23 protein-coding genes, 1 other RNA gene and 2 pseudogenes are annotated in these 25,636 nt (G+C 70.3%); 17 read left to right on the plus strand and 9 right to left on the minus strand.

Features of this window, described 5'->3' with window-relative positions; all coding sequences use genetic code 11:
- The 4 genes and pseudogenes from QMK28_RS01650 to QMK28_RS01665 form a co-directional block, all read left to right on the plus strand.
- Window positions 1–1,457, plus strand: a 1,457-nt coding sequence (locus tag QMK28_RS01650; protein ID WP_326435132.1) for a serine/threonine-protein kinase, incomplete at its 5' end; no start/stop codon positions are given.
- A gap of 209 nt (window positions 1,458–1,666) precedes the next feature.
- A pseudogene (locus QMK28_RS01655) lies at window positions 1,667–3,066 on the plus strand (serine/threonine-protein kinase).
- Window positions 3,067–3,448: 382 nt separating this feature from the next.
- Complete coding sequence (gene prfB, locus QMK28_RS01660; RefSeq protein WP_326435133.1) at window positions 3,449–4,555, plus strand: peptide chain release factor 2; 1,107 nt, start codon at window positions 3,449–3,451, stop codon at window positions 4,553–4,555.
- 331 nt (window positions 4,556–4,886) lie between these two features.
- A complete protein-coding gene (locus QMK28_RS01665) occupies window positions 4,887–5,618 on the plus strand; it encodes an LPXTG cell wall anchor domain-containing protein (RefSeq protein WP_326435134.1) in 732 nt (243 codons plus the stop codon).
- Window positions 5,619–5,785: 167 nt separating this feature from the next.
- Here QMK28_RS01665 and QMK28_RS01670 read toward each other — a convergent pair whose 3' ends face one another.
- Window positions 5,786–5,977, minus strand: a complete 192-nt coding sequence (locus QMK28_RS01670; RefSeq protein WP_326435135.1) for a hypothetical protein — start codon at window positions 5,975–5,977, stop codon at window positions 5,786–5,788.
- A gap of 309 nt (window positions 5,978–6,286) precedes the next feature.
- On the opposite strand from QMK28_RS01670, the gene ftsE reads away from it, so the two are divergent.
- From ftsE to ssrA, 5 genes are all read left to right on the plus strand, one after another.
- Window positions 6,287–6,976, plus strand: a complete 690-nt coding sequence (gene ftsE / locus QMK28_RS01675; RefSeq protein WP_326435136.1) for a cell division ATP-binding protein FtsE — start codon at window positions 6,287–6,289, stop codon at window positions 6,974–6,976.
- Between the two features lie 97 nt (window positions 6,977–7,073).
- Window positions 7,074–7,985: a permease-like cell division protein FtsX gene (gene ftsX, locus QMK28_RS01680; RefSeq protein ID WP_326435137.1), complete on the plus strand. Its 912-nt coding sequence runs from the start codon at window positions 7,074–7,076 to the stop codon at window positions 7,983–7,985.
- Between the two features lie 67 nt (window positions 7,986–8,052).
- Window positions 8,053–9,282, plus strand: a complete 1,230-nt coding sequence (locus tag QMK28_RS01685; RefSeq protein WP_326435138.1) for a S41 family peptidase — start codon at window positions 8,053–8,055, stop codon at window positions 9,280–9,282.
- 18 nt (window positions 9,283–9,300) lie between these two features.
- Window positions 9,301–9,780 carry an SsrA-binding protein SmpB gene (gene smpB, locus QMK28_RS01690; protein WP_326435139.1) on the plus strand — a complete coding sequence of 160 codons (480 nt, stop codon included), beginning with the start codon at window positions 9,301–9,303 and terminating at the stop codon, window positions 9,778–9,780.
- Between the two features lie 87 nt (window positions 9,781–9,867).
- Window positions 9,868–10,246: a transfer-messenger RNA gene (gene ssrA / locus QMK28_RS01695) on the plus strand.
- 300 nt (window positions 10,247–10,546) lie between these two features.
- Here the strand turns inward: ssrA and QMK28_RS01700 are convergent.
- Window positions 10,547–11,200 (minus strand): GNAT family N-acetyltransferase, encoded by a 654-nt coding sequence (locus QMK28_RS01700; RefSeq protein ID WP_326435140.1) that lies wholly within the window; start codon window positions 11,198–11,200, stop codon window positions 10,547–10,549.
- 207 nt (window positions 11,201–11,407) lie between these two features.
- On the opposite strand from QMK28_RS01700, the gene QMK28_RS01705 reads away from it, so the two are divergent.
- Window positions 11,408–12,163 (plus strand): hypothetical protein, encoded by a 756-nt coding sequence (locus QMK28_RS01705; RefSeq protein ID WP_326435141.1) that lies wholly within the window; start codon window positions 11,408–11,410, stop codon window positions 12,161–12,163.
- A 483-nt stretch (window positions 12,164–12,646) separates the two neighbouring features.
- On the opposite strand, the gene QMK28_RS01715 is transcribed toward QMK28_RS01705, so the two are convergent.
- From QMK28_RS01715 to QMK28_RS01740, 6 genes and pseudogenes are all read right to left on the minus strand, one after another.
- On the minus strand, window positions 12,647–13,513 hold the full coding sequence (locus QMK28_RS01715; protein ID WP_326435142.1) for a hypothetical protein: 867 nt from the start codon (window positions 13,511–13,513) through the stop codon (window positions 12,647–12,649).
- Window positions 13,514–13,806: 293 nt separating this feature from the next.
- A complete protein-coding gene (locus QMK28_RS01720; RefSeq protein WP_326435143.1) occupies window positions 13,807–14,118 on the minus strand; it encodes a 4a-hydroxytetrahydrobiopterin dehydratase in 312 nt (103 codons plus the stop codon).
- Between the two features lie 20 nt (window positions 14,119–14,138).
- On the minus strand, window positions 14,139–14,342 hold the full coding sequence (locus QMK28_RS01725) for a hypothetical protein (RefSeq protein ID WP_326435144.1): 204 nt from the start codon (window positions 14,340–14,342) through the stop codon (window positions 14,139–14,141).
- A 67-nt stretch (window positions 14,343–14,409) separates the two neighbouring features.
- Window positions 14,410–15,172 (minus strand): annotated as a pseudogene (locus QMK28_RS01730) (DUF817 domain-containing protein).
- Between the two features lie 272 nt (window positions 15,173–15,444).
- The gene (locus QMK28_RS01735) at window positions 15,445–15,972 is read right to left on the minus strand and encodes a GNAT family N-acetyltransferase (RefSeq protein WP_326435145.1); all 528 of its coding nucleotides are present in this window, start codon (window positions 15,970–15,972) and stop codon (window positions 15,445–15,447) included.
- A complete protein-coding gene (locus QMK28_RS01740; protein WP_326435147.1) occupies window positions 15,969–17,240 on the minus strand; it encodes an XRE family transcriptional regulator in 1,272 nt (423 codons plus the stop codon). The genes QMK28_RS01735 and QMK28_RS01740 overlap by 4 nt, the downstream gene beginning before the upstream one ends.
- A 226-nt stretch (window positions 17,241–17,466) precedes the next feature.
- Between QMK28_RS01740 and QMK28_RS01745 the strand changes: the two genes are divergently transcribed.
- From QMK28_RS01745 to tgmC, 4 genes are all read left to right on the plus strand, one after another.
- Entirely contained in the window at window positions 17,467–17,724 is a 258-nt protein-coding gene (locus QMK28_RS01745) for a hypothetical protein (protein WP_326435148.1), read from the plus strand.
- Between the two features lie 108 nt (window positions 17,725–17,832).
- Entirely contained in the window at window positions 17,833–18,144 is a 312-nt protein-coding gene (tgmA, locus tag QMK28_RS01750) for a putative ATP-grasp-modified RiPP (RefSeq protein WP_326435149.1), read from the plus strand.
- Window positions 18,141–19,094, plus strand: coding sequence for an ATP-grasp ribosomal peptide maturase (gene tgmB / locus QMK28_RS01755; RefSeq protein ID WP_326435150.1), 954 nt, complete (start codon window positions 18,141–18,143; stop codon window positions 19,092–19,094). Before tgmA ends, tgmB begins: the two co-directional genes overlap by 4 nt.
- Window positions 19,091–20,221 (plus strand): ATP-grasp peptide maturase system methyltransferase, encoded by a 1,131-nt coding sequence (tgmC, locus tag QMK28_RS01760; RefSeq protein ID WP_326435152.1) that lies wholly within the window; start codon window positions 19,091–19,093, stop codon window positions 20,219–20,221. Before tgmB ends, tgmC begins: the two co-directional genes overlap by 4 nt.
- A 30-nt stretch (window positions 20,222–20,251) precedes the next feature.
- Here the strand turns inward: tgmC and QMK28_RS01765 are convergent, their stop codons facing one another.
- Complete coding sequence (locus QMK28_RS01765) at window positions 20,252–21,634, minus strand: MFS transporter (RefSeq protein WP_326435153.1); 1,383 nt, start codon at window positions 21,632–21,634, stop codon at window positions 20,252–20,254.
- A 126-nt stretch (window positions 21,635–21,760) separates the two neighbouring features.
- Here QMK28_RS01765 and QMK28_RS01770 point away from each other — a divergent pair, with 126 nt between their 5' ends.
- From QMK28_RS01770 to QMK28_RS01780, 3 genes are all read left to right on the plus strand, one after another.
- The gene (locus QMK28_RS01770; RefSeq protein ID WP_326435154.1) at window positions 21,761–22,723 is read left to right on the plus strand and encodes a LysR family transcriptional regulator; all 963 of its coding nucleotides are present in this window, start codon (window positions 21,761–21,763) and stop codon (window positions 22,721–22,723) included.
- Window positions 22,720–23,877, plus strand: a complete 1,158-nt coding sequence (locus tag QMK28_RS01775; RefSeq protein WP_326435155.1) for an oxygenase MpaB family protein — start codon at window positions 22,720–22,722, stop codon at window positions 23,875–23,877. The genes QMK28_RS01770 and QMK28_RS01775 overlap by 4 nt, the downstream gene beginning before the upstream one ends.
- A gap of 227 nt (window positions 23,878–24,104) precedes the next feature.
- On the plus strand, window positions 24,105–25,475 hold the full coding sequence (locus QMK28_RS01780) for a nitrate/nitrite transporter (protein ID WP_326435156.1): 1,371 nt from the start codon (window positions 24,105–24,107) through the stop codon (window positions 25,473–25,475).
- Window positions 25,476–25,636: the final 161 nt, after the last annotated feature.

The following is a 25,636-nucleotide window of genomic DNA, read 5'->3' on the forward strand; positions in this document are numbered from 1 at the left end:
CCCGTGACCTCGTGGTCGAGGGGGATCTCCTCGCCCTGGTCATGGACCTGATCGACGGTCCCGACCTGCACCGCTATCTGCGCGAGAACGGGCCGTTCTCGCCCGTCGCCGCGTCCCTGCTCACCGCGGGCATCGCCGACGCCCTCGCGGCCAGCCACGCCGACGGCGTCGTGCACCGCGACCTCAAGCCCGCCAACGTGCTGCTGGCCACCGTGTCCGACGGCAGCGGCGGCGAGCTGATGCACCCGATGCTGACCGACTTCGGCATCGCGCGGCTGGCCGACTCACCCGGCCTGACCCGCGCCCATGAATTCGTCGGCACGCCCTCGTATATCGCGCCGGAGTCCGCCGAGGGCCGCCCGCAGACCTCCGCCGTGGACGTCTACGGCGCCGGCATCCTGCTGTACGAGCTGGTCACCGGCCGTCCGCCGTTCGCCGGCGACTCGGCGCTCGAAGTGCTGCACCGGCACCTCAGCGAGGAGCCGCGCCGCCCCACCACCGTCCCCGAACCGCTGTGGACGGTCATAGAGCGCTGCCTGCGCAAGAAGCCCGAGGACCGGCCCAGCGCCGAGAACCTCGCCCGCGCGCTGCGCACCGTCGCGTCCGGGGTCGGCGTGCACGCCTCGCCGGCGCAGGCGGAGGCCGCGTTCGGCGTCGCCGCGCTGCTGGCCCCCGACCCGACGCCCGCCGCGGTCCCCGGCACCGGAAGCGGCGGCGGCCCGGTCGGAGCCGCCGAGCCCACCCAGGTGCTGCCCTCCAACGCGGGCTCCTACGACCCGGCCGCGGCGACCAGCGTGCTGCCCCCGGTCGGAAGCCCGAGCGCCGGACTGGGCGGCGGTCCGGGCGGCGGCCCCAACGCCGACCCGACCCAGGTCATGCCGCCGGTCCCGGGCGGCCCGCCCGGTCAGCCCGGTCAGAATCCCGCCGACCCGCACCCCTGGCAGAACCAGCTGCGCGCCGCGCGCGACCGCAACGACGCGACCCAGGTCCAGTACCTCGACCCGAGCGAGGACCCGCTGCGCCGCCGCCCGCAGCGGCAGGCCCCGCCGCCGCCCCAGCAGCAGCCGTACGGGCAGCAGGGGCAGCCGAACCAGCAGGGGCAGCACGGCCAGCAGGGCCCGCCGCCCGGCCAGCAGGGTCCGCCGTCGGGTCGGCAGCAGGGCGGCCGTCGCGAGCAGCGCCAGGCGCAGCGGTACACCCCGCCGCAGCCGCCGGCCCCCGAGCCCCCGGCCCGCCGCGAGCCGCGCCGCAGCTCCAGCCCGATGCGCATCCCCGGTCTGGGCTGTCTCAAGGGCTGCCTGTTCACGATCATCCTGCTGGTCGTGGCCTGCTGGCTGATCTGGGAGCTGACCCCGTTGCAGGAATGGGTCGCCGACGGCAAGAGCTTCTGGGACGCGACGACCGACTGGGTCTCCGACGCCAAGAAGTGGGTCTCGGACCTGAACGGTTCGAGCTAGAACCCTGTTCGATCAGCACGGTACAAAACGCCCTGAAACGGGTGGCGGTTGACGGACTCAGGGGATTTGTCGACACCTGAAGGGTGTTTTCTGCCCCAGAAGTGACACTCACCGCCACCCGGGCCACCAACGCGCCGTCATCCGCGTAGCTTTGTCGCCAAGACCAGCCCCTGCCGGGGCACCTCACCGTCGGACAAACCGGAGCAGTCTTGGCACGGAAGATCGGCAGCCGGTACACCGCCCACCAGGTTCTGGGGCGCGGTTCCGCCGGCACGGTGTGGCTCGGCGACGGCCCCGAGGGACCGGTCGCCATCAAGCTGCTGCGCGAGGACCTCGCCTCCGACCAGGAACTCGTCGGCCGGTTCGTCCAGGAGCGCACCGCCCTGCTCAGCCTCGACCACCCGCACGTCGTGGGGGTGCACGACCTCGTCGTCGACGGCAACGACCTCGCGCTCGTCATGGACCTCGTGCGCGGCACGGACCTGCGCACCCGGCTCGACCGCGAGCGCCGCCTCACCCCTGAGGCGGCCGTCGCCGTCGCCGCCGACATGGCCGACGCCCTCGCGGCGGCGCACGCCGCCGGGATCGTGCACCGCGACGTCAAGCCGGAGAACATCCTGCTGGACATGGAAGGCCCGGTCGGCCCCGGCGGAGCACACCCCGCGCTGCTCACCGACTTCGGCATCGCCCGCCTCGTCGACGCCCCCAGCCGCGCCCGCCCGCCGCGCGCGGCCTCGGGCACGGCGGCCAACGGCGCAGCGGCGGCGTCCGGGGCGCCGCAGCCCGGCTCGTCGGTGTCGCGAAGGATCATCGGCACCCCCGACTACCTCGCCCCCGAGATCATCGAGGGCCTGCCGCCGCGTGCCTCCGTCGACATCTACGCCCTCGCCACCGTGCTCTACGAGCTGCTGGCGGGCTTCACGCCGTTCGGCGGCGGGCACCCGGGCGCGGTGCTGCGGCGGCACGTCACCGAGACCGTCGCGCCGCTGCCCGGCATCTCCGACGAGCTGTGGCAGCCCCTCATCCAGTGCCTCGCGAAGGCCCCTGCATCCCGGCTGCGAGCCGTCGAGCTGGCCGCGCGGCTGCGCGAGCTGCTGCCCGGCCTGGCCGGCTACCCGGCGCTGGACATCGACGAGCCCGACGGCTCCTCGAACGGCGAGTACGACCAGGAGCACGCCCCCGGCGCGTACGACGACCCGCACCACCCCTCGGCGCACGACGAGCCGCAGCGCGGCGCGGTCCCGCTGGTCCCCGGCGCGGTCCCGGACTCGAACCGTGAGACGCACACCAGCATGAGATCTACACATCCCCTCTCGTCGGCAGCGTCCGATGTGTATCCGAGACAGATGTTGACGCGCGCCTCGCGGGCGGCGCACACGGCACCGCCCGCGCCCCCCGCGCCACCGGCGAGCGCCGGGCCGGCTCCGCCCGGCACCGCTCGGGCGCGGAGGCCGTCCGCCGTCGCCGCCTCAAGCTGGGCGTGGCGGCGGTGGCCCTGGCCGCGGTCGCCGGCGTCGGCAGCTGGCTCGCGGTCAACGAGAGCGACAACGCGGGCGCGGGCCCGCTGGACGGCCGCTACTCCTCCCCGGACCGGCCGGGAACGCGCTGACCGGCCTGTCGGCGCTGCCGGCACGGCCCGGCGCTACTGATCCGGCGGCCGTAAGCGGCACGGGCAGGCGCCTACTGATCCGGCGGCCGGCTGCCGGCACCGTAAGCGGCACAGGCCCGGACCGGCCCGAGGAGCGGCCTTCCTGGAGGGGATGCGGCGTCGAGGAGGGGCCGGCCCGGCACCCGAGGAGCAGTCCCTCCCTGGCCCGGCGCCTCTGGGCCGGATCAGCCCCAGCTCTCGCCCCGGGCCCCAGCCCGGCTCGCACCCTGGTCGGCCCCCGGGCCCCGCCCCGGCCCCCAGGACCAGCCCGTCCACCCCCATCCGGGCCGGACGGCCGCCCCGCGCGAGCGATCCCGCTTGCCTCAGCCGTTAGGCTGGTCCTGTGGCAGTCGTTGATGTATCCGAAGAGCTGAAGTCCCTCTCCTCCACCATGGGGTCGATCGAGGCGGTCCTCGACCTGGGCAGGATGAGGACCGATGTCGCCGCGCTTGAGGAGCAGGCCGCGGCGCCGTCCCTCTGGGACGACCCGGAGGCCGCGCAGAAGATCACCAGCAAGCTTTCGCACCTCCAGGCCGAACTGCGCAAGACCGAAGCGCTGCGCAGCCGGATCGACGACCTCTCGGTGCTCTTCGAGCTCGCCGAGGGCGAGGACGACGCGGAGGCACTGGCCGAGGCCGAGGCCGAGCTGATCTCGGTCCGCAAGTCGCTGGAGGAGATGGAGGTCCGCACCCTCCTCTCCGGTGAGTACGACGCCCGCGAGGCGCTCGTCAACATCCGGGCCGAGGCGGGCGGCGTCGACGCCGCGGACTTCGCCGAGCAGCTCCAGCGGATGTACCTGCGCTGGGCCGAGCGGCACGGCTACAAGACGGAGATCTACGAGACCTCGTACGCGGAGGAGGCCGGCATCAAGTCGACCACCTTCGCCGTCCAGGTGCCGTACGCCTACGGAACCCTCTCCGTCGAGCAGGGCACCCACCGCCTCGTGCGCATCTCGCCCTTCGACAACCAGGGCCGCCGCCAGACGTCTTTCGCGGGCGTCGAGGTGCTGCCGGTCGTCGAGAAGACCGACCACGTCGAGATCGACGAGTCCGAGCTGCGGATCGACGTGTACCGCTCCTCGGGCCCCGGCGGCCAGGGCGTCAACACCACCGACTCCGCGGTGCGGCTGACCCACCTGCCGTCCGGCATCGTCGTCTCGTGTCAGAACGAGCGCTCGCAGATCCAGAACAAGGCGTCCGCGCTGAACGTCCTCCAGGCGAAGCTGCTCGCGCGCCGCCGCCAGGAGGACCAGGCCAAGATGGACGCGCTCAAGGGCGACGGCGGCAACTCCTGGGGCAACCAGATGCGTTCGTACGTCCTGGCCCCGTACCAGATGGTCAAGGACCTCCGTACGGACTTCGAGGTCGGCAACCCGCAGGGCGTCCTCGACGGCGAGATCGACGGTTTCCTGGAAGCGGGCATCCGCTGGCGCAAGCAGCGCGAGCGCTAACCGTCCGGCCGGTTCCCCGCCGTTGGCGACTCGTATCCCGTTATTGCTGAGGGGTACTTCCGCAGTTGGTGAAGAGCGAAAAGCAACTACCGCTTCTTGAGTGGTAGTTGCTTTTTTATGTCACATTCACACTCCCATACGGCGGTCAAGTGGCCGCATAGCAGGCATTGTGCGCGGAATGACCTTGACGGTGATCCGAAACATGGGAAAGGTGTCGAGCGGCATGCTATGTCTGGGGCGTGTGTGAACGGGGATCGGCCACAGCCCCCCGGCTTCCGCCCCATGCACAGCTGCTCCTTACACGAGTACAGCTACTGGGGGTACCACACATATGACGAAGAAGACGCGGCTGCGCATTGCGCGCATAGCGGCCGGCGCGGTTATCGCGGCCGGTGCGTCGCTCACCGCGGCGGGCGCCGCTCAGGCGGCCGGCATCGGGGTCGACCTCGGCGTGGCCGCGGTTCAGGCGGACGTCGACAAGGACGGGCTGAACGTCCAGGCGGACGTGGGCGACCCGGACGACGACTCGACGGAGCTCCCGACGGCCCCCCCGACGGACGACTCGACGAGCCTCCCGACGGACCCGCCCACGGACCCGCCCACGGAGCCGACGGACCCGCCCACCGTCCCGCCCACGGACCCGCCCACCATTCCTCCCACCATTCCTCCCACCATTCCTCCCACCATTCCTCCCACGGACCCCACGGACCCGACTGACCCCACGGACCCGAGCGTCCCCGCAGAGCCGAGCCTCGACCCGACGACGCCGGGCAAGCCCGCTGACAACGGAACCGCCACCGGCGGCGCCGGCACCGACGGCGGCGACGACGCGGGCACCTGCACGGTGGACCTCGACGGCGCCGACTGCGAGGACAACACCGACACCGACAGCGCCGGCAACAAGCCGGTGGAGCAGGGCAAGGCCAAGGAGGAGCTGGCCGAGACCGGCGCTTCCGAGACCTCGTTCCTGCTGATCGGTGCGGCGACGATGATCGCCGGTGGCATCGGATTCCGGTTCATGCCCCGTCTGATCAGCCGCAACAACGGCGGCAACATAGCCTGATCGTCAGGCTGGCAGTAGCAGTACACGCACAGTGAAGGGCCCGGAGCGCAGTGTGCTCCGGGCCCTTCAGCTGTCCTGCGGATGTTCTGCGGCGGATGCTCTGCGCTCACGCCGCCGGTCGATGGCCGCGCCGGTCGAAGGGCGCGGAACAGGCTGGGCGATACACGCTAGGCGATGCCGTGCGCCACGACCGCTACCGTGATCAATGCCAGGAGCAGCGCGATGAGCGCCGTCGGCGTCAGCCCGGCGAAGGGCCCTTCCTCACGCGCCATGCGCTGCCTGCTGGCCCGGCAGACCGCACAGCGGCCTTCGCTCACGAGCCCGGCGCAGTTGGCGCACACGAGTCGGTCGTACGTCATGCGCTCTCCTCTCCCGCGCGGCGGAACCGGCTGTCCCCACTGTGCCGAACGCCCAGCGGAACACTTCGGTTCCCCATACCACTGTGCCAGCTTCCGCCCGATTCGGCGCGCCCCGCATGTTCGCGGGCCGCGCACAAGAGGCCAAAGGCCGGTTTGTCGTCAGTTTGTCCACGATGAGGCCGTGAATAAACGCACCAACCGAGGAGGCCGACTGCGGGTCCATCCACGATTCGCGTAGGGTCACGCACATCAATGGGAGCCGCAGCCGCGGCGTCCCGTACTCCCATACAAGTCGACCGTGGTGCACCAGTGATCCGATTCGACAACGTCTCCAAGACCTACCCCAAGCAGAACCGTCCCGCACTCAGGGACGTCTCGCTCGAGATCGAGCGCGGCGAGTTCGTCTTCCTGGTGGGCTCCTCGGGGTCCGGCAAGTCGACGTTCCTGCGGCTGCTCCTGAGGGAGGAGCGGACCAGCCACGGCGCGGTCCACGTGCTCGGCAAGGACCTCGCGCGGCTGTCCAACTGGAAGGTGCCGCAGATGCGGCGCCAGGTGGGCACCGTGTTCCAGGACTTCCGGCTGCTACCGAACAAGACCGTGGCGCAGAACGTCGCCTTCGCGCTCGAAGTGATCGGCAAGCCGCGCGGCGCCATCCGCAAGACCGTCCCCGAGGTCCTCGACCTGGTCGGTCTCGGTGGCAAGGAGGAGCGGATGCCCGGTGAGTTGTCCGGCGGTGAACAGCAGCGCGTCGCCATCGCGCGGGCGTTCGTCAACCGCCCGATGCTGCTGATCGCGGACGAGCCGACCGGCAACCTCGACCCGCAGACCTCGGTCGGCATCATGAAGCTGCTGGACCGGATCAACCGGACCGGCACGACGGTGGTCATGGCGACGCACGACCAGCAGATCGTCGACCAGATGCGCAAGCGCGTCATCGAGCTCGAAAAGGGCCGGCTGGTTCGCGACCAGTCGCGTGGTGTGTACGGCTACCAGCACTAGCGACCAGGGCCGTTGAATCCCGGTGCTCCCGGTGATTCCCGGCCCGGTCCCCGCAGCCGTATCCACCGCTGAAAGGCACCCCAGCTGAAAGGACGCCATGCGCGCCCAGTTCGTCCTGTCGGAGATCGGCGTCGGTCTCCGCCGTAATCTCACGATGACCTTCGCGGTCGTCGTCTCCGTCGCCCTCTCGCTCGCCCTCTTCGGAGGGTCGCTGCTCATGCGTGACCAGGTGAGCACGATGAAGGGCTACTGGTACGACAAGGTCAACGTCTCCGTCTTCCTGTGCAACAAGAACGACGCGGAGAGCGACCCCAACTGCGCGAAGGGTGCGGTCACCGCCGAGCAGAAGCAGGAGATCAAAGCCGACCTGGACAAGATGGACCTGGTCCAGAACGTCGACTACGAGTCGAGCGACCAGGCGTACAAGCACTACAAGGAGCAGTTCGGCGACACGCCCGTCGCCACCTTCGTGACGCCGGATCAGCTGCCGGAGTCCTTCCGGGTGAAGCTCCAGGACCCGACCAAGTACGAGGTCATCAAGAGCGCCTTCTCCAGCCGGCCGGGAGTCCAGGAGGTGCAGGACCAACGGGACACCGTCGAGCCGCTGTTCAACTTGCTCAACGGGATGAACATCGCGGCGCTGTGCGTGATGGCGCTGATGCTGGTGGTGGCGCTGGCGTTGATCGTCAACACGGTCCGGGTGTCGGCGTTCAGCCGACGGCGGGAGACCGGCATCATGCGGCTGGTGGGCGCGTCGAGTTTCTACATCCAGATGCCGTTCATCCTGGAGGCCGCGATCGCTGGGCTCATCGGCGCGGGGCTGGCCTGCGTGATGCTCATCGGCGGCAAGTACTTCCTGGTCGACAACTGGCTGCACGACAAGATCTCGATGATCAATTTCGTCGGCTGGGACACGGTCGCGGCGAAGCTGCCACTGGTCCTCGCGATCGGTCTGCTGATGCCCGCGCTTGCCGCGTTCTTCGCGTTGCGCAAGTACCTCAAGGTGTGACTCATGCCAAGGGCGCCGTACGGCCAAGGCTCCGTACGGCGCTTGTTTCTGGCCTAGACTCACCGGCATGTCGGGCCCCCGGTTGTTCGTCAGGCCCCGCCGCACGCGCCGCGGGGCGGCCCTGACATTGGTGTTCGCGAGCGTGCTGGCCACGGGCGCCGCCGCGAATTCCTGGGCCGAATACCGCCAGGACGGCCAGGGCGGCCGGAAAGAAGTCCGGATTCCGGCCCGCGCGGTCGCCGGCAGCGCCGAGTTGGAAGCCGCGGCCGTCGCGGCCATGGAGGACGGCAAGTCCGCCTCCGAGGCCGCCGAGGACGTGGTCAGCCGCAGTGGGGACCGCTGGGGCGCGGTCTACAGCGCCCGTGAGTACGAGGGCTTCCAGCAGACGCTCGACGGCGAGTACGTCGGCGTCGGGCTGTGGGTGCGGCGCACCGAGGGCGGCCTGATCGAGGTGGCCCGGGTGCAGCCCGGCAGCCCCGCCGCGAAGGCCGGCCTGCACGCGGACGACCGGCTCCGCAGCATCGACGACAAGCGCGTCACGGGCCGCCCCGTCACCGAGGTGACCGCCGGGCTGCGCGGCGACGCGCCCGCCGGGGACAGCGCGGGCGCGGCGGCGGGCACCCCCGTGGTGCTGGGCCTCCAGCGCGGCGACCGCAAGTGGACCCGGACGCTCCAGCGGGCCCGGCTCGCGAAGGAGACCGTCACCGTCGACCGGGCCGGCGCGTCGTCCGGCACCGCCCGCTCCGGGGCGCGCCCGACCCGGATCAAGGTCACCGCGTTCACCAAGGGCTCCGGCGAGCAGGTCAGACGCGCGGTGCGGGCGGCCCCCCGCGCGGGCGGCCTGCTGCTCGACCTGCGCGGCAACTCCGGCGGCCTGGTCACCGAGGCGGTCACCGCCGCCTCCGCGTTCCTGGACGGCGGCCTGGTGGCCACCTACGACGTACGCGGCGACCAGCGCGCGCTCTACGCGAAGCCGGGCGGCGACACCCGCACCCCGCTGGTCGTCCTGGTGGACGGCGGCACGATGAGCGCCGCCGAGCTGCTGACCGGCGCCCTCCAGGACCGGGGCCGCACGGTCGTGGTCGGCTCGCGGACGTTCGGCAAGGGCTCGGTGCAGATGCCGAGCGAGCTGCCGGACGGCTCGGTGGCCGAACTGACCGTCGGCCACTACCGCACCCCGGCCGGCCGCGGCGTCGACACCCGCGGCATCGTCCCCGACCTGGCCGTCTCCGGCGACGCCCGGAGCACCGAGAAGAAGGCCCGGACAGTATTGAGTGGCCTCGGGGGCGGGGTGTAGTGCGAAAATGGCAGCACTATGGCTAAAGAGACAGGTCGCAAGCTGATCGCGCAGAACAAAAAGGCGCACCACGACTACAACATCCTGGACACGTACGAGTGCGGCCTGGTGCTGACCGGCACCGAGGTGAAGTCGCTGCGGCAGGGCCGGGCGTCCCTGGTGGACGGCTTCGCGCAGCTCGACGGCGGCGAGGCGTGGCTGCACAACGTGCACATCCCCGAGTACACCCAGGGGACCTGGACGAACCACTCGGCGCGTCGCAAGCGCAAGCTGCTGCTGCACCGCGAGGAGATCGAGAAGCTCATCCACAAGACCCAGGAGAGCGGCCACACCCTGGTCCCGCTCCAGCTCTACTTCAAGGACGGCCGCGCCAAGGTCGAACTGGCACTGGCCAAGGGCAAGAAGGAGTACGACAAGCGCCAGACGCTGCGCGAGAAGCAGGACCGGCGCGAGTCGGATCGGGTGATCTCGGCGGTCCGCCGCCGGCAGCGCTCCTAATCGCCTGGCTTCTACGGGGGCCGGTCGCGTACGATGGGATCAGTACCGCGGGGCTCCGGCCTTGTGCGTGCTTTGAAAAATCAACATGGGGATGATCGGTTTCGACAGCGGATGTCGAGGCAGGGGAAGCGAGCCGAGGAAGCGGCAATGATCTCGTAAACCATATGTCGCAAAAAACAATCGCCAACACCAAGCGCGATTCCTTCGCCCTCGCTGCCTGATTTATCAGACAGCGACTCTGCGGAGTGTCAGCCCAGGACCGTTCTCGACCTGGACCCTGGCATAATCTAGAGAACTAAACCACTGGACCCGGTCACGGGGGTCAGTGGGAAATCAAACAGTGACTGGGCCCGTCGGCAGCTTGTCTGCGTGACTGCCGGGGCCGAGAAAAGCGAAGCAGTCTGCGCTCGGAGAAGCCCTGGTTCTGCACCGTTGGACGCGGGTTCGATTCCCGCCATCTCCACCACCCCATGTTATAAGCCTCCCATCTGCGTAAACACGCAGGTGGGAGGCTTTTTTCATGCCGTGGGCGCCCCGCGAGGGCACGGGGGGCATCTCGCCCGTCATGGAGTTCGCCATCGGCCGGGGATACATCACCGCCAACCCGTGCCGGCCGACCCGTCTCCCCGAGCGAAAGGGGCCGGACGGTCAAGCTGGAGCACATCGCCGATGGCCCGGTGCCCCAGCAACGATGGGGCGCCGGCTGTTGCCGCGCGGCGGAGGTGACGGTGATCACCTGTGCCGGCACCGGCAAAGCAGGGGCCGGTCAGCGGAAGCATGTCAGGCAGGCGGACAGGCCCGCGATCTCGACGGGCGCGAGCTTGGAGTGGCTCGGCCAATCGGCTTTCTCGATGACTTCCTCGTGCGCGTCGATGGCTCGGCCACCCACGGCGATGCGGCGCACTCCGTTGGGCCGGTAGCCGAACTTGCGAGAGACGGCGCGAGAGGCCGAGTTGTGGGCGAAAGCAGTGGACGTGACGCGAGCGGCGCTGAGCCCGTCGAAAGCGAGGGCCAGTGCGGCGGCGCGCATCTGGGTCCCGTATCCCCGGCCTTGGAAGCGCTGGCCCAGCCAGAAGCCCGTGCGCGACTCACCGGTCGTGGCGAAGTCACGGGCGGAAAGGTTCTGCTGTCCGATGACTTGGTTGCCGTGGAAGACCGCGAGCAGTAGCCGCCAGTTGTCGCGGTCCCAGTCCCCCCGCGCCCACCAGTGGTTCTGAACGACGTTCCGGGCACGCTCCGGCGGTGGCCCTGACGCCCACGGCTGAGGGAAGTTCACCACCCCGTCCGGGAGGACGCCCTCGGCGGCCACCTGTGCCAGCGCGTCGAGTTCACTGTCCGAGGGGAGGCGGAGTGTCAGGTCCGGGGTGGTGAGTTCCAGCGTGGATATCGGCCAGTGTAGGTTCCGCGGTTCCGTGAGCACTGTGTCTTGCGGAAACGTGAGAATCCGCGCCTGCTGAGCACCGCCGTGCCGGTCGGTCATGAGCAGAGCCGTCCGCCGAGCTGGTCGCGGCAGTCACGATGCGTAGTGGCCTCGGAGCGGTGCCTATGGGACAGTCCGGAGCCGTTCCAACTCGGCACCGCTATAGGCTCGTTCCCGGCGCGGCACGAGATGCGAGGGGGAGCCCGCGTGCACGAGCAGAATCGCGGCTACAACAAGATATTCGACACCGACGCAGGAATCGCCGGCCTCACGGTCGCTGTCGAGCACTACGCCCGCGTCTTCCTGCCCTGCGAGAAGAAGGACTGCAAGCACTATCGGGCCCTCACACTGGAGGACGCCGCCCGCTCGGCCGGACTGCTGCTCCGCCACGACGGCCAGCGCCACGCCCACGCCGAATCCTGGGTCGAGGAGGACCAGGGCCGGGACCGGGACCGCCGCGCCGCCTCTCTCGCTACGTTCGCCGACGAACTCGCAGATTCTACTGAGAAGTTGTACAAGGGCCTTTCCTTCCATGGCGTCCACGCCGTTGTGGAGGAGGCCGCTGAGGCCGTCAGGAAGGCTGGCGCCGTCAGAAAGACCGGCGCTAGGAAGGCGAGTGTCCTCAAGCCGATGCCGTTGCTGCGGTACGACGCCGCGTTGATGCTGGCCTGGCATCTCGGAGTCGATCCGGAGGAGGTGTGGCTGCGCTCCGGCACCGATAGCGGGTTCCGTTATCTCGGCTGCCGCAGCGGGCACGGCAAGAAGACCGTCACACTCGGCGAGCTACCGAAGCCCTTCCAGCAGCTCCCCCCTTGGCAGGCCGAGGACATCCTGTGCATATACCGGCGCGTGTTCGGCCGGCTGGTCGGCGGAAAGCCTTTGGACAAGGCCCTCTTCGACAAGATCGCCGACAAGCGGCAGCGGCTGGGCTGCGGACACCGCCGCTGCACCGCGGCCTGCTGAACAGCGGAGGGTTCGGTCTCGACGGGCTGTCAGACCCCACTGCGTTGCTGGGCGGATGACTACCGATCGCGGACGGGCGCCGATCTGAGGGTGCCCCGCCGTCGTTCGTACAGAGAGCACGACGGGAAACGGCCTGCCAGCCTGTGGAACGGTCTCCCACCGGCAGCGGTGGGGGACACGGACCGTGGCGCCAGCACCCTGGCAGCCCTTGTCAGTCCAGCAGGTGATGCGCACCTTGGCGAGACCATGAACTTCCTTCATTGCTAACGAAGTCGCGGATCCTAGACCTCGTGTAAGGTCCGCGGGTTCGTAAGCACTCGCGAGCCTCTGACCTGCGGCATCCGAATGGGTGAACACTGCCGACGACGGAGTCCGTCGCGGGATCATGAGCAACCCGCCCGCAGCGGTCAAGCTGCCTCCGGGGCAAGAACGCTGTCCTGGAGCTTGGCTCGTGTTCCTGGGGCCTTCGGGGGGAGCAGGTGTTCAGCGGCAGGCAGCTAGGTTCACTGCCGTCTCCTTGATCAGTTCGCGGACTAGGAGGAGGGCCTGGTCGCACATCTGAAGTACATCCTGTTGAGCACGGATCTTTGTCAGTGGCTTGGTGGTGCTCAGACTGACGTTCTCCATGTCGAGCCGGTGCGCAACATCGTTCCTGGCAGTGAAGAAGCTATCGAGGGCGGTAAACCGCGCCTTCGGGATCTGCTGGTTGGTAATGCCCAGCGAAGCGCCAGCGCGATTACGGAGGTCACTGCTGCCTTGGAAGCTCGCTTTCGTCTTGCTCACGACGTAGAGGTCGAGCAGAGCAGCACTCGGGTCCTGCTCCTTGAGCGCCGCCAGGAACTCCTCCCCCACATTCGGTGCGTTGGTTTGCTGGTCGATGAAGGTCTCGTACTTGAGCCTGGGGTTACCTGGTTGGGCGATCAGCACAGGCACTGAGCGGTGAATCAGCGCCTGGACCGTGGCGTCCAGGCCGGCGGAAGTGAACACGATGGCGGCGCGTAGGAGATCTTGGGCGTCGGAGTGCAGGCGCCCGCGAGTCGTCTTGTTGTTTTGCGCCGCGCGGGTCCGGCGGACTAGATGAAGCGTGTCGAACAGGCCGGAGACGCTGTCGTGGGTGCTCCTCAGCCGCCACCAGGCAGGTACGACCTCGGTGGCCTTGTAGGGCCGGTTTCCCAGGGGAGTGAGTATGAGCCTGGTGAGGTTCCCAGGCTCTTCAGGGGCCTCCGCGACCGCCTTGGCCACCTCTGCAGTGATCGCGACGCTGGGACTCGGCATCATGACCTGCGCTGTAGCAACGGCAGTGCCAGCCTTCGCGGCTACCTTTTCTGGCTCGGCGGGTTCAGCGTCCATGGGCCCCTCACGACAGTACTGATCACCTCAGTGAACACCCTATTGGCTTCCCTTACGCCAGCCATTGCTCACCGAACCGCGGATTTGCTCGAACAGTGCTCGTGATCACGCGGAATTGCTCACACAGTCGCGGACCCTACAGCCAGTGGTGCATCAGGTGACTCCGAGTTCAGGGGCCGTCGAGTCCGAAGATGGTGCCGAACGGGTCCACGAGCTGGCAGATCCGCCGTCCCGGCTCCACCGTCTTTACGGAAGTCCGCCTGCTCTACTGCCGGTGTCACCTGCCGCCGAGGTCAGTCCGCCGGTCGCGCCCGGTGCTCGGTGGCCAGAGCGGAGATGCGGGCGGCGAGAGCGGTGTCCTTCTCGGTGATCGCGCCGTCGGCGTCGTGGGTGTTCAGGGCGAAGCTGACCGTGCCGTACAGGATGGTGATGCCGGCGTGGTGGTTCGCGTCGTCCTCGGCGGCGGCCACGGCCGCGTACAGGCCGGGCAGATCTGCCCGGGCGGCCTTGAACGACGCGTTCAGGTCGCCGTCCTTCACCGTCCAGCCGGGCAGGTCGGCCAGGGCCTTGGTGAGGTCGGCATCGTTCAGCGGGGTCGTGGACACGCGGTTCTCCTTCGGGGGGATCATGCGGTGATCGGTCGCAGGGCCTGCTCGAACTGTGCCCCGATCTTGTCGTTCTTCCACTTGCCCATGCCCGCACGCAACGCGTCCAGCTCTTTGCGGTGGCGGGCCGAGCCGGTTTCGGCCGCGATCCGGGCGGACTCGGCGGCCAGCGTGACGGCGTGGTTGGGCTCAGGTGCTGGACGGTCCGGGCGTCGCCGCGGCACTGCGCTACCGAGTCGAGCGGGCGCTGGATGCCGCTGGCGGTCGGCCGCCGCAGCCGGGGCGCAGTCGCTATCGCGGGCCGCACGCCGAAGGAGTGCGGGATCGGATGGTCGCTGCCAATACGAAGGTGACACTGATCAGCAGAGACCAGGCGCCGAACTTGTCCAGGGCGACCGGCTGCCAGCCGTGGAGCTGGTAGGGGTAGCGCCAGGCGCCGACGTAGGTGGCCACGTTCTCCGCGACCCACAGGAAGAAGCCCGATCAGGGCGAAGGACAGCGCCAGAGGCATCCGCCGTCGGGCCCCCGCCACCGTGAAACACACCCATGTTCCCGCGGTCACCACCAGAAGCAGCCCCGCCAGAACCCACCGCGCGTCGGGCAGCCAGTGATGGCTGAAGAAGTTGACATAGATCAAGGCGGCCAGGACCGCCATGGCCCGGGTGCGGTACTGGAACAGTTCCAGGTTGAGCAGACGCCAGGTCCGGCAGACATAACTGCCGACAGCCGCGTAGAGGAACCCGCCGTACAGCGGCACCCCTGCGAATTTCAGCACGGCGGGCTCTGGATAGATCCAGGAACCGAGCGAGACCTTCACGAGCTCGAAAGCCAAGCCGATGACGTGGCATCCGGCGATGACGGCGATGTCCCGTCCGCTCTCCCACCCGCGTAGCCAGAAGAACAACGTCAGCAGCACGCCGTAGCAGAGAAGCAGGTCGTACCGGGCTACGGGCAGCTTCGGCAGCAACCCCGACACCGCCACGCCCGCGAGCAGAGCACCGGCGAAGGCGCAGGCCCGGGTCTGGGACCAGGTAAATCCGAGCAGCTGACGTATTGGCGGGGTGAGGGCGGTGGCAATCGTAGGTATAGCTGTCCGTACAGACGTTCTATCGAGGCTCCTGGTTGCTTCAGTATCTGCCGGGCCACCGCCCGGCACTGCTCACCCGTACTGTCGCGCTTCTACAACAGGTTGTCAGCCGTGACCGGAGTCAGTCGTCGCGAGTTGAAGGCCCCACTGCCGCTGGCAGTGGGGCCTTCGGCGTTCCATATCTGTGCGTCGCGACGAACCGCCCGTCACCCCCGGCATCTCCCTCAGCGGGCGTCAGCCTACTGCCGGTCGCGGACCATGGCGGCGAGGACGGGGGAGCCGGGGGACGGCTGCTGCCGGCTTATCTGCCGGTAGCCCCATGACTCGTACAGTGCGCGCACCTTGCCGTCCCCGGCCTCCGGGTTGACCAGGAGCGACACGTACGGTTCGGCGCGGTCGCACAGCAGCTCATCGTGGATGCGCCGGGCGGTCCCGGTTCCCCGCCACGGAACGCGGACCATGATCTCTTTCAGTGCGACGGCGGCTGTACGGGAGTACTGCTCGGGGGCGGGCGGGTCCATGCGCTTCCACCATCGGTCACCGGGCTCGACGGTATTGGCGTAGGCGTAGCCGACGGGTGTGCCGTCGTCGTAGCCGATCACCGCTTGCCAGCCGGACTCGCCGCTGTGCCGATTGAGCCGTTCGCTGAACGCGTCGATCCGGTAGTTCGGGAGGTGGAGCAGTTCGGCGCGCACTTCGGCGTACAGGTCGATGATGGTCTGCCGTACCGGGGCGAGGATGGTTATGGAGCGGAGCTCAACGGTCATGTGCCGGTCCTCAGAGTGTCGTGAACGTACGCGTCCCAGGTATGGGTGGGATTGCTGCCGGGGGCGACGGTGTGGAGTCTGCGGCCGAGGTCGTGGAGCATTCCCGCGACGCGTACGTGCCGTGTGGCTGTGTCGGCGGGGATGGCCATGGCCGTGGAGATCGCGGGCTCAAGATCGCCTTGGCCGAGCTGGGCGAGTGCCAGACGAGCGTGTGTGATGGCGCGGGTGCGGTGCAGTTCGGGCATGAGCAGTCCGAGGCTGCGGTGGGCGTGCGCCTCGGCCTGGGCGTAGTCGCCGAGTGCGAGGTGGGCGGCGACGGACAGGCTCTCCAGCTCAGCCCGGTCGTAGAAGGCGGTCAGCCACACCGGCCGGGTCGGATCGGGTGCGGCGCTCTCGAAGGCATGCCGCGCCCGTTCGAGGGAGCGTTGGACAGCGGACTTGTCGCCGGTCAAACCGAGAATGGCGGCGTGCCGGGCGTGGCCGAGGGAGGCGAACAGCGGGTCTCGCCGGGTGATGACCGTGCGCCGTGCCACGTCGTTGGCGGCCAGGGCGTCGGAGGGGCGTCGCAGGTGCCGGTAAAGGCTGCCGGCGTGGGACCAGATGCGGAAATGGATGGCGTGGTCGCCGGACATCGTGGCGAGGCTGGACGCGCGGTCCAAGTGGACTTGGGCGGCCTCGAAGCGGCGGCCGTCGATGGCCGCCCACATGGCGGACGAGGTGAAGGCGGCGGCGCACCCGTAGAGGTCGTTGCGGATGCGCTGGCTGGTGAAGCCCTGTTCTTGGAGCCTGAGGGCTTCGTCCGCCAGGGCGAGCGCGCGGGTCTCGGTGGCCAGACGGCCACCGTGAAGGTGGTCGGCGGCGATGATCGCGGCGAACTTCTCATTCAGCCGACCGATGTCGCTGCCACCGATTCGGCCTCGTGAGGTGGAGTTCGCTGCGGCAGGTGTGGTTATGGCGGCCGTCGCGGCGGCTGCGGAAGTCAGAAATGCGCGGCGGCGCACGGGTGCTTCCTCCAGTTGTCGTGCCGAGCTGCTGCGTGGGGTGAAGCCGAGGTGAACGGCGCTGCGCTCGAACACCGCTTCCAGTGCTCGACGCTGGCGCTCCTGCGGCCAGTTGACCTTGCCTGCGAGCCATTGGCGCACGACGCGATCGCACACGCGGCCGTCGGCTCCGGTGAGGTTCCGGATCTCCGCGTTGACCAGCTCGGCTAACTCGGGCTGGGTCAAGCGCCTTTCTGCCATCGCTTGTTCCAGGGAGATGTTGCGCACGTTCTCAACCGTAGGGGCGGTGTGCCGCGCAGCACAGGGCCGAGGTAAAGCGCAGGCAATTTCATCCGGTTCGGCTGGAGATGGCAGGTCCCTTTTCGTCCTGTTCGCCGAAGAGGCAGCGGCAGTTTCATTGAGGCACCAAGCCCCTGCGCAATGAACGGAGACGGCGGTGACGCGTATGACCCAGCCACCCCGCACCACTTCTGAGACGTCCCCTGGTGACGAGGTGACACACAAGACGGCCACCGGCGAGGCGGCCACGGCCACGGCCGCTTCCGAAGTGACCCACGTGAGCATCCTGCGTGCCGATCTGGCCTACGACCACCGGGCCGAGCAGGCCGCGCTCGCGGTGCGGCTGCACCTTCGGAGCGGCGGCACGCAGGACACCGTGCTCGTCATGGAGCCCGGCCAGATGGAGATCTACTCGATGCAGTTGGCGCGGGCCATCGACCGGCGCGAGAAGTCACGGTCGGGACTCATCTGAGGCGGAGGACGCCCGGACCGGCTCCGGCCTCCGGTGGTGCTTCCGCCGGGGTCGGAGTTCTCCCTGCACCTCCTGTTTCTTTTCTGCCGACGACCAGAAGGAGAGATCGTGTTCAGTCACGCAGACCGCATGCCCACCGGCAGTCCGCTGCCGTCCGGCACCCGCCTCCCGGTTCCGTGGGGTGTGCGGCGCATGGCCCCCTATCCGGCGTTCGCTCCCGGATATGTCCGCACCGAGCTGGACCCGGTGACGCAGACCGCCCTCTACTTCGACGCGGACGGTCAGCCGGTCATGATGCCGGGCCATGGCACCAGCACCGGTACCAACCCGCCCACCAACACGGGCAACCCCTCCGACGGGTCCGGCGGCGGAGGCAGCGGCGGCGGGGACTCCGACACCGGGAACGACAGCGACCAGTGACCGGACCCGGCCCGGTGCTGGTCGTCACCAACCTTGACGACCCCACGACCGATCTGGTGATCACCGAACTGCACGGCCGGGGCGTCCCGGTCGTGCGGTTCGACTCGGGGGACTTCCCCCACGCCCTGTCGGTCGCGGCCACCATCACCACGGAGGGCGGTGTCGAAGGCACCCTCACCACGCCGTCGAGAACCGCCGACCTCGCCCGCGTCCGGTCGCTGTACTACCGGCGGCCCTCCGGGTTCGTCGTCGGCACCCTGGACGCGCAAGACGCCCGCTTCGCCGCGTTGCAGGCCCGCTACGGACTCGGCGGCGTGCTGGCCTCGCTACCTGGCTGCCTGTACGTCAACCATCCCCACCGCATCGGGGATGCGGAGTTCAAGCCCTCGGGGCTGGCCGCCGCCGTGTCCAGCGGCTTCACGGTGCCCCCGACGCTTCTCACCAGCGACCCCGACGCGGCGCGGGCGTTCGCCAAGCGCCACGGCCCGGTCATCCACAAGCCATTGAGCGCCCCGCTGTACCGGATCGACGGCGTCTCGTGCACCGTCGAGGTCGGCGAGGTGGATGCCGACCGGATCGACGATTCGGTGGGCGCCACCGCGCACCTCTTCCAGCGCCGCGTGGACAAGGTCGCGGACGCGCGTGTCACAGTCATCGGCCGGCAGGTGTTCTGCGTCCGAATCGACTCCGGTCTGCTCGACTGGCGCACCGATTACACCCAACTCACGTACACCGTCACCGAACCACCACCCGGCACCACCGAGCGTCTGTTCGCCTACCTGAAGCACTTCCGGCTGGTGTTCGGCGCTTTCGACTTCGCCATCGACCGCCACGGGCAATGGTGGTTCCTGGAATGCAACCCGTCCGGGCAATGGGCCTGGTTGGAGCCGGAGACCGGGCTGCCCATGATCGCGGCCATGGCCGACCTGTTGGAGGGGAAAGGCACGTGACGGACAAGGAACTGCGCCGGCGGCTCGCCGAGCGCCTGACGGAGAAGGGGCATCTGCGGAGCGGGCCGTGGCGGGCGGCGGTCGAGGCGGTGCCCCGTCACGAGTTCCTGCGCGGAGGGTTCTTCGAGCGGATCGACGGCGACGGGCCCACCGCGTGGCGGCCGGTGCCGGCCGACGGCCCACGGTGGCTGGAGCGCTGCTACGACGACGAATCCCTCGTGACGCAGATCGCGGGGACAATCGTCCCCGCCGACATCCGGGGCGAGATCATGCGAGCCCCGACCTCGTCGAGCACGATGCCGGGCCTGGTCGTCCGGATGCACGAAGACCTTCAGGGCGAGGACGGGCACAAGATCCTTGAAGTCGGCTCCGGATCCGGGTACTCCACCGCCCTGCTGTGCGAACGGTTCGGCTCCCGGCGGGTGACGTCGGTGGAAGTCGACGCGGGTGTGGCCGCCCGCGCCCGGACCGCCCTCGGCCAGATCGGATACACCCCCGACCTGGTGGACGGGGACGGTCTCGTCGGCCACCGGGACGGTGCCCCGTACGACCGGCTGAGCGTCACGTGCGGCGTCCTCGCCGTGCCGTACGAGTGGGTCGCCCAGACCCGGCCCGGCGGGATGATCCTGGCCACCGTGTGCGGCTGGATGTACTCCTCGGAGCTGGCCCGCCTGACCGTCGGCGAAGACGGCACCGCCACCGGCCGCTTCCTCGGCGGTCAGATCTCCTTCATGCTGGCTCGCCCCCACCAGCCGCCACCGCTGGGCCTGTTGCCCGACCCGGACGCGGGAGACGAGCGCCCGGCAGGGCTGGCCGCCGACGTTCTGGACGACTGGAACACGCGGTTCGTGGCCCAGCTCGCCGCCCCACGGGCCCAGAAGGTCGGCCTCACCCACGATGGCCGGACCGAGCCGCTGCTCATCGACGTGGCGGCCGGTTCCTGGGCCGCCCTGCGGCAGGACGGGGGAGGCCGCTGGCTGGTCCGCCAGGGCGGCCCGGCCCGGCTGTGGGACGACATCGAGGACCACGTACGCCGATGGCGGGCGGACGGAGCCCCGGCCCTGGAGGAGTTCACCGTCACAGTCACCCCCGACGGGCAGTCCGTCACGTGGCCGGCCAAGGGCTGACGTACGGTCCCAGGTCTCCCCCGGGGAGGGTCAGAGCTCTCCGGGGCAGCCCCGCGCCCCGGCCGCAGCCCGCCGAAGGGCACCCGCCCCCGCCACCGCCGTGGCCAACGCGAGGGCCGCCGCCCCGGCCGGTACGGCGTACGCGATGGCTGGGGTCAGGTGCTGGACGGTCCAGCCGCCCGTCGCCGAGCCCGCCGCGATGCCGCCGAGCAGGCCGGTCACGGCCAGGGTCATGCCCTCGTTGAGGCGGTCGGGCGGGGTGAGCCGTTGGACGAGCTGCATGGCTGTGACCATCGTTGGCGCGGTCGCCATGCCGGCCAGCAGCAGGCAGCCCGCGATGACCGGCAGGCTGCCGGTGCCGGTCGCGCCCGCCAGGGGGAGCGGCATCAGGGCGGCCATCGCGCCGACGCAGAACAGGAAGCGGCGGGTGGGCGGGCCGGTCGGGTGGAGCAGGCCGTAGAGCAGGCCCGCCGCGCAGGAGCCCGCCGCTTGCAGGGCGAGGACGGTGCCGGCCGCCGCCTGGTGGCCCTGGCCGTCCGCGAAGGCGACGGTGGCGACCTCCATCGAGCCGAAGACCGCGCCGGTCGAGATGAAGGTGAGCAGGAGGACCGGCAGGCCGGGCACCCGTATCGGGGACCGGCCGCGCTCGGCCGTACGCGGCGCGAGCGGCGGTTCGGTGCGGCGCTGCGCCGCGAAGAGCAGCGTCCCGGCGCACATCAGCAGCGCGCCGGTCAGGGTGCCCGCCTCCGGGAAGAGCGTGGTGCACAGGAACGCGGCGAGGACCGGGCCGAGCATGAAGCACACCTCGTCGGCGGCCTGCTCGAAGGAGTTCGCGGTGTGCAGGGAGGCCGGGTCGGCACGGAACAGGTGGGCCCAGCGGGCGCGGGACATGCCGCCGGTGTTCGGTGTGGTCGCGGTGCACGCGTAGGCCGCGAACAGGGTCCACGCCGGGGCGTCGTAGCGCACGCACAGCAGCAGGGCGATCGAGGCCGAGCCCGATATGAGGGTCGCGGGCACGGCGGTGCGGGCCTGGCCGTAGCGGTCGGCCAGCCGGGCGGTCCACGGCGCGACGAGCGCGGTCGCGGCCAGCCCGGTCGCGGTGACCGCCCCGGCCAGGGCGTACGAGCCGCGCGAACCGGCGATCATGATGATCGCGCTGATGCCGAACATGCCCATCGGCAGTCGCCCCAGCAGATTCCAGCCGGTGAAGGCGCGCGAGCCCGGCTCGGCGAAGATCCGTCCGTAGGGGCCGAGGAAGCGGGGCGGGCCGCTGCGGCGGGGGCGGTTGGTGGGGTGGCCCGTGGGGCGGTCGGGGCGGTCGGGGTGGTCGGCCGGGGCGCGGGCGACCGCGATCAGGCGGTCGCCGGACAGGGCCAGGAGCGGGGTGCGGGCCCCGGAGTCGTCGAAAGGCACGGCCCCACCGTCGCCGCCCGCACCAGCACCGGTCCAACACTTATCCGGCCGCCATTGACGCGTCTGCGTTGTAAATCATCCGAACGGGGGCTAACGACGCGCCCCTGGGGCGACAAGAATGCTCAGGTGCCCCGAGATGTAGAGCCCCGCCTGCTGCGCGCGTTCGCGGCCGTCGCCGACGAGTTGCACTTCACCCGTGCCGCCGCCCAGCTGTACGTCGCCCAGCAAGCGCTGAGCCGCGACATCCGCCGGCTGGAAAGGGAGTTGGGCGCCGAGCTCTTCGTCCGTACGACCCGGCAGGTCGCCCTCACTCCTGAGGGTGAACGGCTGCTGCCGCACGCCCGCCGGGTGCTGGACGCGCAGGACGGGCTCGTGGAGGCGTTCGCCGGTGCGCCCCGGCCGCTGCTCGTGGACCTCAACAGCCCCGGCATGACGACCAGCAGAGTGCTGGCCGAGGCCCGCAGGCTCGCGCCCGGCGCCGAGCTGCTGGCCCGGTTCGAGAGCGGCCTGACCGGTGCCGCCGCAGAGATCCTCGCGGGGCGTATCGACGTGTCCTTCGGGCGGGTCGCCGGGCTCGACCCCGGCATACTGGCCCGGCTCGAACACCGCCCGGTGCGCTATGAGCCGATGGCCGTCATCCTGCCCCGCGACCACCCGCTGGCCCGCCGCGCCACGATTCCGCTGGACGCGCTGGCCGGCGAGACGGTCTACGCGGGGGCGGGCAACCCCGGCACCCTGGAGTGGACCGACCTGGCGACCCGGCTCTTCGCGGGCCGGGGCATCGCGCTGGCCCCGCCGGTACCGCAGGCGATCGGCGTCGAGGAGTTCAGCCGGGTGATGGAGCGGTACCGCAACCCGGTGCTCGCGGTCGTCGAGTTCCCCGAGATGCCGGGCTGCGTGCTGCGCCCGCTCAGCGACCCCGTACCGCTCTCGCCGCTGTCCATGGTGTGGCGGCGCGGCCTGCGCCACCCGGCCCTGGAGGCGCTGCACGACGCGGTACGGACGCTGTCCGCCACCGAGCGGTGGCTGGAGCGCCCGCCGGGCTCCTGGCTGCCGCCGGCCGACGTGGGGGTGGGGGGCCAGGGATGACACCGGAACGGGTCCCTGAGCCGCCCGCCCCTGAGCCGCCCACCGCCGAGCCGCCCACCGCCGAGCCGCCCACCGCCGAGCCGCCCACCGCCGAGCCGCTCGGCCCCGAGCCGCCCGCCCCCGAGCCGCTCGGCCCCGAGCCGCCCGCCCCCGAGCCGCTCGGCCCCGAGCCGCTCGGCCCCGACTCGCTCACCTGGCAGTACTTCGGCGACTGGCGCGCGCTGCTGCTGGCCCCCTGGGCGGGCTCGATGCAGAACATGCACCCCGGGCTCGGGGCCGGCGTCGCCGAGCACTCGCGTTTCTTCGAGGAGCGCTGGGAACGCCTCTTCCGCTCGCTCTACCCGATCGGCGGCGTCGTCTACGACGGCCCGCGCGCGGCCGAGACCGCCCGTACCGTGCGCGGCTACCACGACACGATCAAGGGCGTGGACCGGCACGGCCGCCCGTACCACGCCCTCGACCCGGACACCTTCTACTGGGCGCACGCCACCTTCTTCGTGCTGACGCTCCATGTCGCCGACTACTTCGGCGGCGGGCTCACCGAAGCGCAGCGGCGGCAGCTCTTCGACGAGCATGTGCGCTGGTACCGGCTGTACGGGATGAGCATGCGGCCCGTACCCGCCGACTGGGAGGGCTTCCAGAAGTACTGGGACCACATGTGCGCCGACGTCCTGGAGGACAACGAGCCCACCCGCCAGGTCCTCGACCTGCGCCGCGTCGCCAAGCCGCCCGCGCTGCGCCGGCTGCCCGATCCGCTGTGGGCGCTGGCCAGGGTGCCGCTCAGCCGGGTGGGCGTCTGGATGACGGTCGGCATGTACCCGGAGGCCGTACGGCGGCGGCTCGGCTACTCCTGGTCGGCCACCGACGCTCGGCTGCTGCGCGCGCTCGGCGCGGTGGTGCACCACGCCTGGCGGCTCGTACCGCGCGAGCGCCGCTTCCACCCACGGGCGCGGGCCGGCTGGCGGCGCGCGGCGGGCCTGCGGGCGGCCGGCGCGGCGCACGTCGAGACGCCGGACCGCAATCTGCCGCCGCCCGATGAGCGGGATTCGCCGCAGCATTACTCGCCGCACTCGCCGCACTCGCCGCACTCGCCGCCGCCGGCCGGAGAGCGGGACACCGGGGACCGGGACACCCCGGAGCGCCCCGGCGGCTGACAGGCGGCTGGGCTGGGGCCTGACCGGGGCCTGACCGGGGCTTGGGGCCGTGGCCTGACCCGCTCCGACCGGCGGAGCCGGCCCCGCGCTGCCCGGTGGGCCGTCCACTCACAGCACCCCCGCCCGGAAGGTGAGAGCAAGGTTTCGTCCGCGTCACCTGCTGCCACGGGGCGGAAACGCGCTGTCTCTAGCGTCGGGAACCGACACCCGAAACCTGTGGAGGCGTGATGAGTGCTCCGACCACCACCCGCGAGGGAGGCCGCTGGATCGAGCAGTGGAATCCGGAGGACGAGACGTTCTGGAAGGAGAAGGGCCGGCGGATCGCCAACCGGAACCTGCTCTTCTCGGTGCTCTCCGAGCACATCGGCTTCTCGATCTGGAGCCTGTGGTCGGTCATGGTGCTCTTCATGGGCCCGGAGTACGGGATCGACCCGGCCGGTAAGTTCTTCCTGATCGGCATGGCCACCCTGGTCGGCGCGGTCATCCGGGTTCCGTACACCTTCGCCGTGGCCCGCTTCGGCGGACGCAACTGGACGATCGTCAGCGCGCTGCTGCTGCTCATCCCGACGGTCGCCGCCGCGTTCGTGATGGAGCCCGGCACCTCGTACTCGACGTTCCTGCTGGTCGCGGCGCTCACCGGGATCGGCGGCGGCAATTTCGCCTCCTCCATGACCAACATCAACTCCTTTTTCCCGCTGCGGAAGAAGGGCTGGGCGCTGGGCCTGAACGCGGGCGGCGGCAATATCGGGGTGCCCGTCGTCCAGCTGGTGGGCCTGCTCGTCATCGGTACGGCGGGGGCTGCCCATCCCCGGATCGTCCTCGGCGTCTACATCCCGTGCATCGTCATAGCCGCCCTCTGCGCCGCGCTGTATATGGACAACCTCGCGCCGGTCCGCAACGACGCCGGGGCCGCCAGGGAAGCCGCCAAGGACGTGCACACCTGGATCATGTCCTGCCTCTACATCGGCACCTTCGGGTCCTTCATCGGCTACAGCTTCGCCTTCGGCCTGGTGCTCCAGACCCAGTTCGGCCGCACTCCGCTGCAAGCCGCCTCGCTCACCTTCATCGGCCCGCTGCTGGGCTCGCTGATCCGACCGGTCGGCGGCTCGCTCGCGGACCGGTACGGCGGGGCCCGCATCACGCTGTGGAACTTCGCCGCGATGGCCGCAGCCACCGGAGTCGTGGTGTACGCCTCGGTGCAGAAATCGCTGCCGGTCTTCCTGACCGGATTCATCGCCCTGTTCGTGCTGACCGGGCTGGGCAACGGGTCCACGTACAAGATGATCCCCGCCATATTCCAGGCGAAAGCGCTGGCCCAGGGCATGACGGGGGAGCCGGCGGCGGCGTACGGGCGGCGGCTGTCCGGGGCCGCGATGGGGCTGATCGGGGCGGTCGGCGCGCTCGGCGGCCTCGGGATCAACCTGGCCTTCCGGCAGGCGTTCCTCACGACCGGATCCGGCACGCCGGCGTTCGTGTCCTTCCTGGTCTTCTACGCGCTGTGCTCCGCGCTGACCTGGGCCGTATACCTGCGGACGCCGGCCCGGCGGCCCGTACCGACCGAGGAGCGGCAGCCGCAGCCCGCGTACGCGGAGGTCTGACCCGGGCGATCGGGCCGGGCTCCCGGCGGGCAGGGAGCGCCGGCCTCGGCGCTGGTCCGGGCCGTAACAGCCCGGAAATCTTGCCGAACCGGGCCCGTCACCGGCTGTTGACAGGCTCGTGACCCCCATACAACTACGCTCGTACGACCAGTCGGGGCGGA

Origin of the sequence: Streptomyces sp. H27-D2 (genome assembly GCF_035828615.1) — a bacterium.
GTDB lineage: Bacteria > Actinomycetota > Actinomycetes > Streptomycetales > Streptomycetaceae > Streptomyces.

Bases quoted from the DNA above. Each gene is read 5' to 3' on its own strand.
- QMK28_RS01665 (WP_326435134.1), top strand. From the start codon at position 4,887: ATGACGAAGAAGACGCGGCTGCGCATTGCGCGCATAGCGGCCGGCGCG.
- QMK28_RS01775 (WP_326435155.1), top strand. From the start codon at position 22,720: ATGACACCGGAACGGGTCCCTGAGCCGCCCGCCCCTGAGCCGCCCACC.
- QMK28_RS01685 (WP_326435138.1), top strand. From the start codon at position 8,053: ATGTCGGGCCCCCGGTTGTTCGTCAGGCCCCGCCGCACGCGCCGCGGG.
- smpB (WP_326435139.1), top strand. From the start codon at position 9,301: ATGGCTAAAGAGACAGGTCGCAAGCTGATCGCGCAGAACAAAAAGGCG.
- QMK28_RS01735 (WP_326435145.1), bottom strand. From the start codon at position 15,972: ATGACCGTTGAGCTCCGCTCCATAACCATCCTCGCCCCGGTACGGCAG.
- QMK28_RS01670 (WP_326435135.1), bottom strand. From the start codon at position 5,977: ATGACGTACGACCGACTCGTGTGCGCCAACTGCGCCGGGCTCGTGAGC.
- ftsX (WP_326435137.1), top strand. From the start codon at position 7,074: ATGCGCGCCCAGTTCGTCCTGTCGGAGATCGGCGTCGGTCTCCGCCGT.
- QMK28_RS01715 (WP_326435142.1), bottom strand. From the start codon at position 13,513: ATGGACGCTGAACCCGCCGAGCCAGAAAAGGTAGCCGCGAAGGCTGGC.
- QMK28_RS01780 (WP_326435156.1), top strand. From the start codon at position 24,105: ATGAGTGCTCCGACCACCACCCGCGAGGGAGGCCGCTGGATCGAGCAG.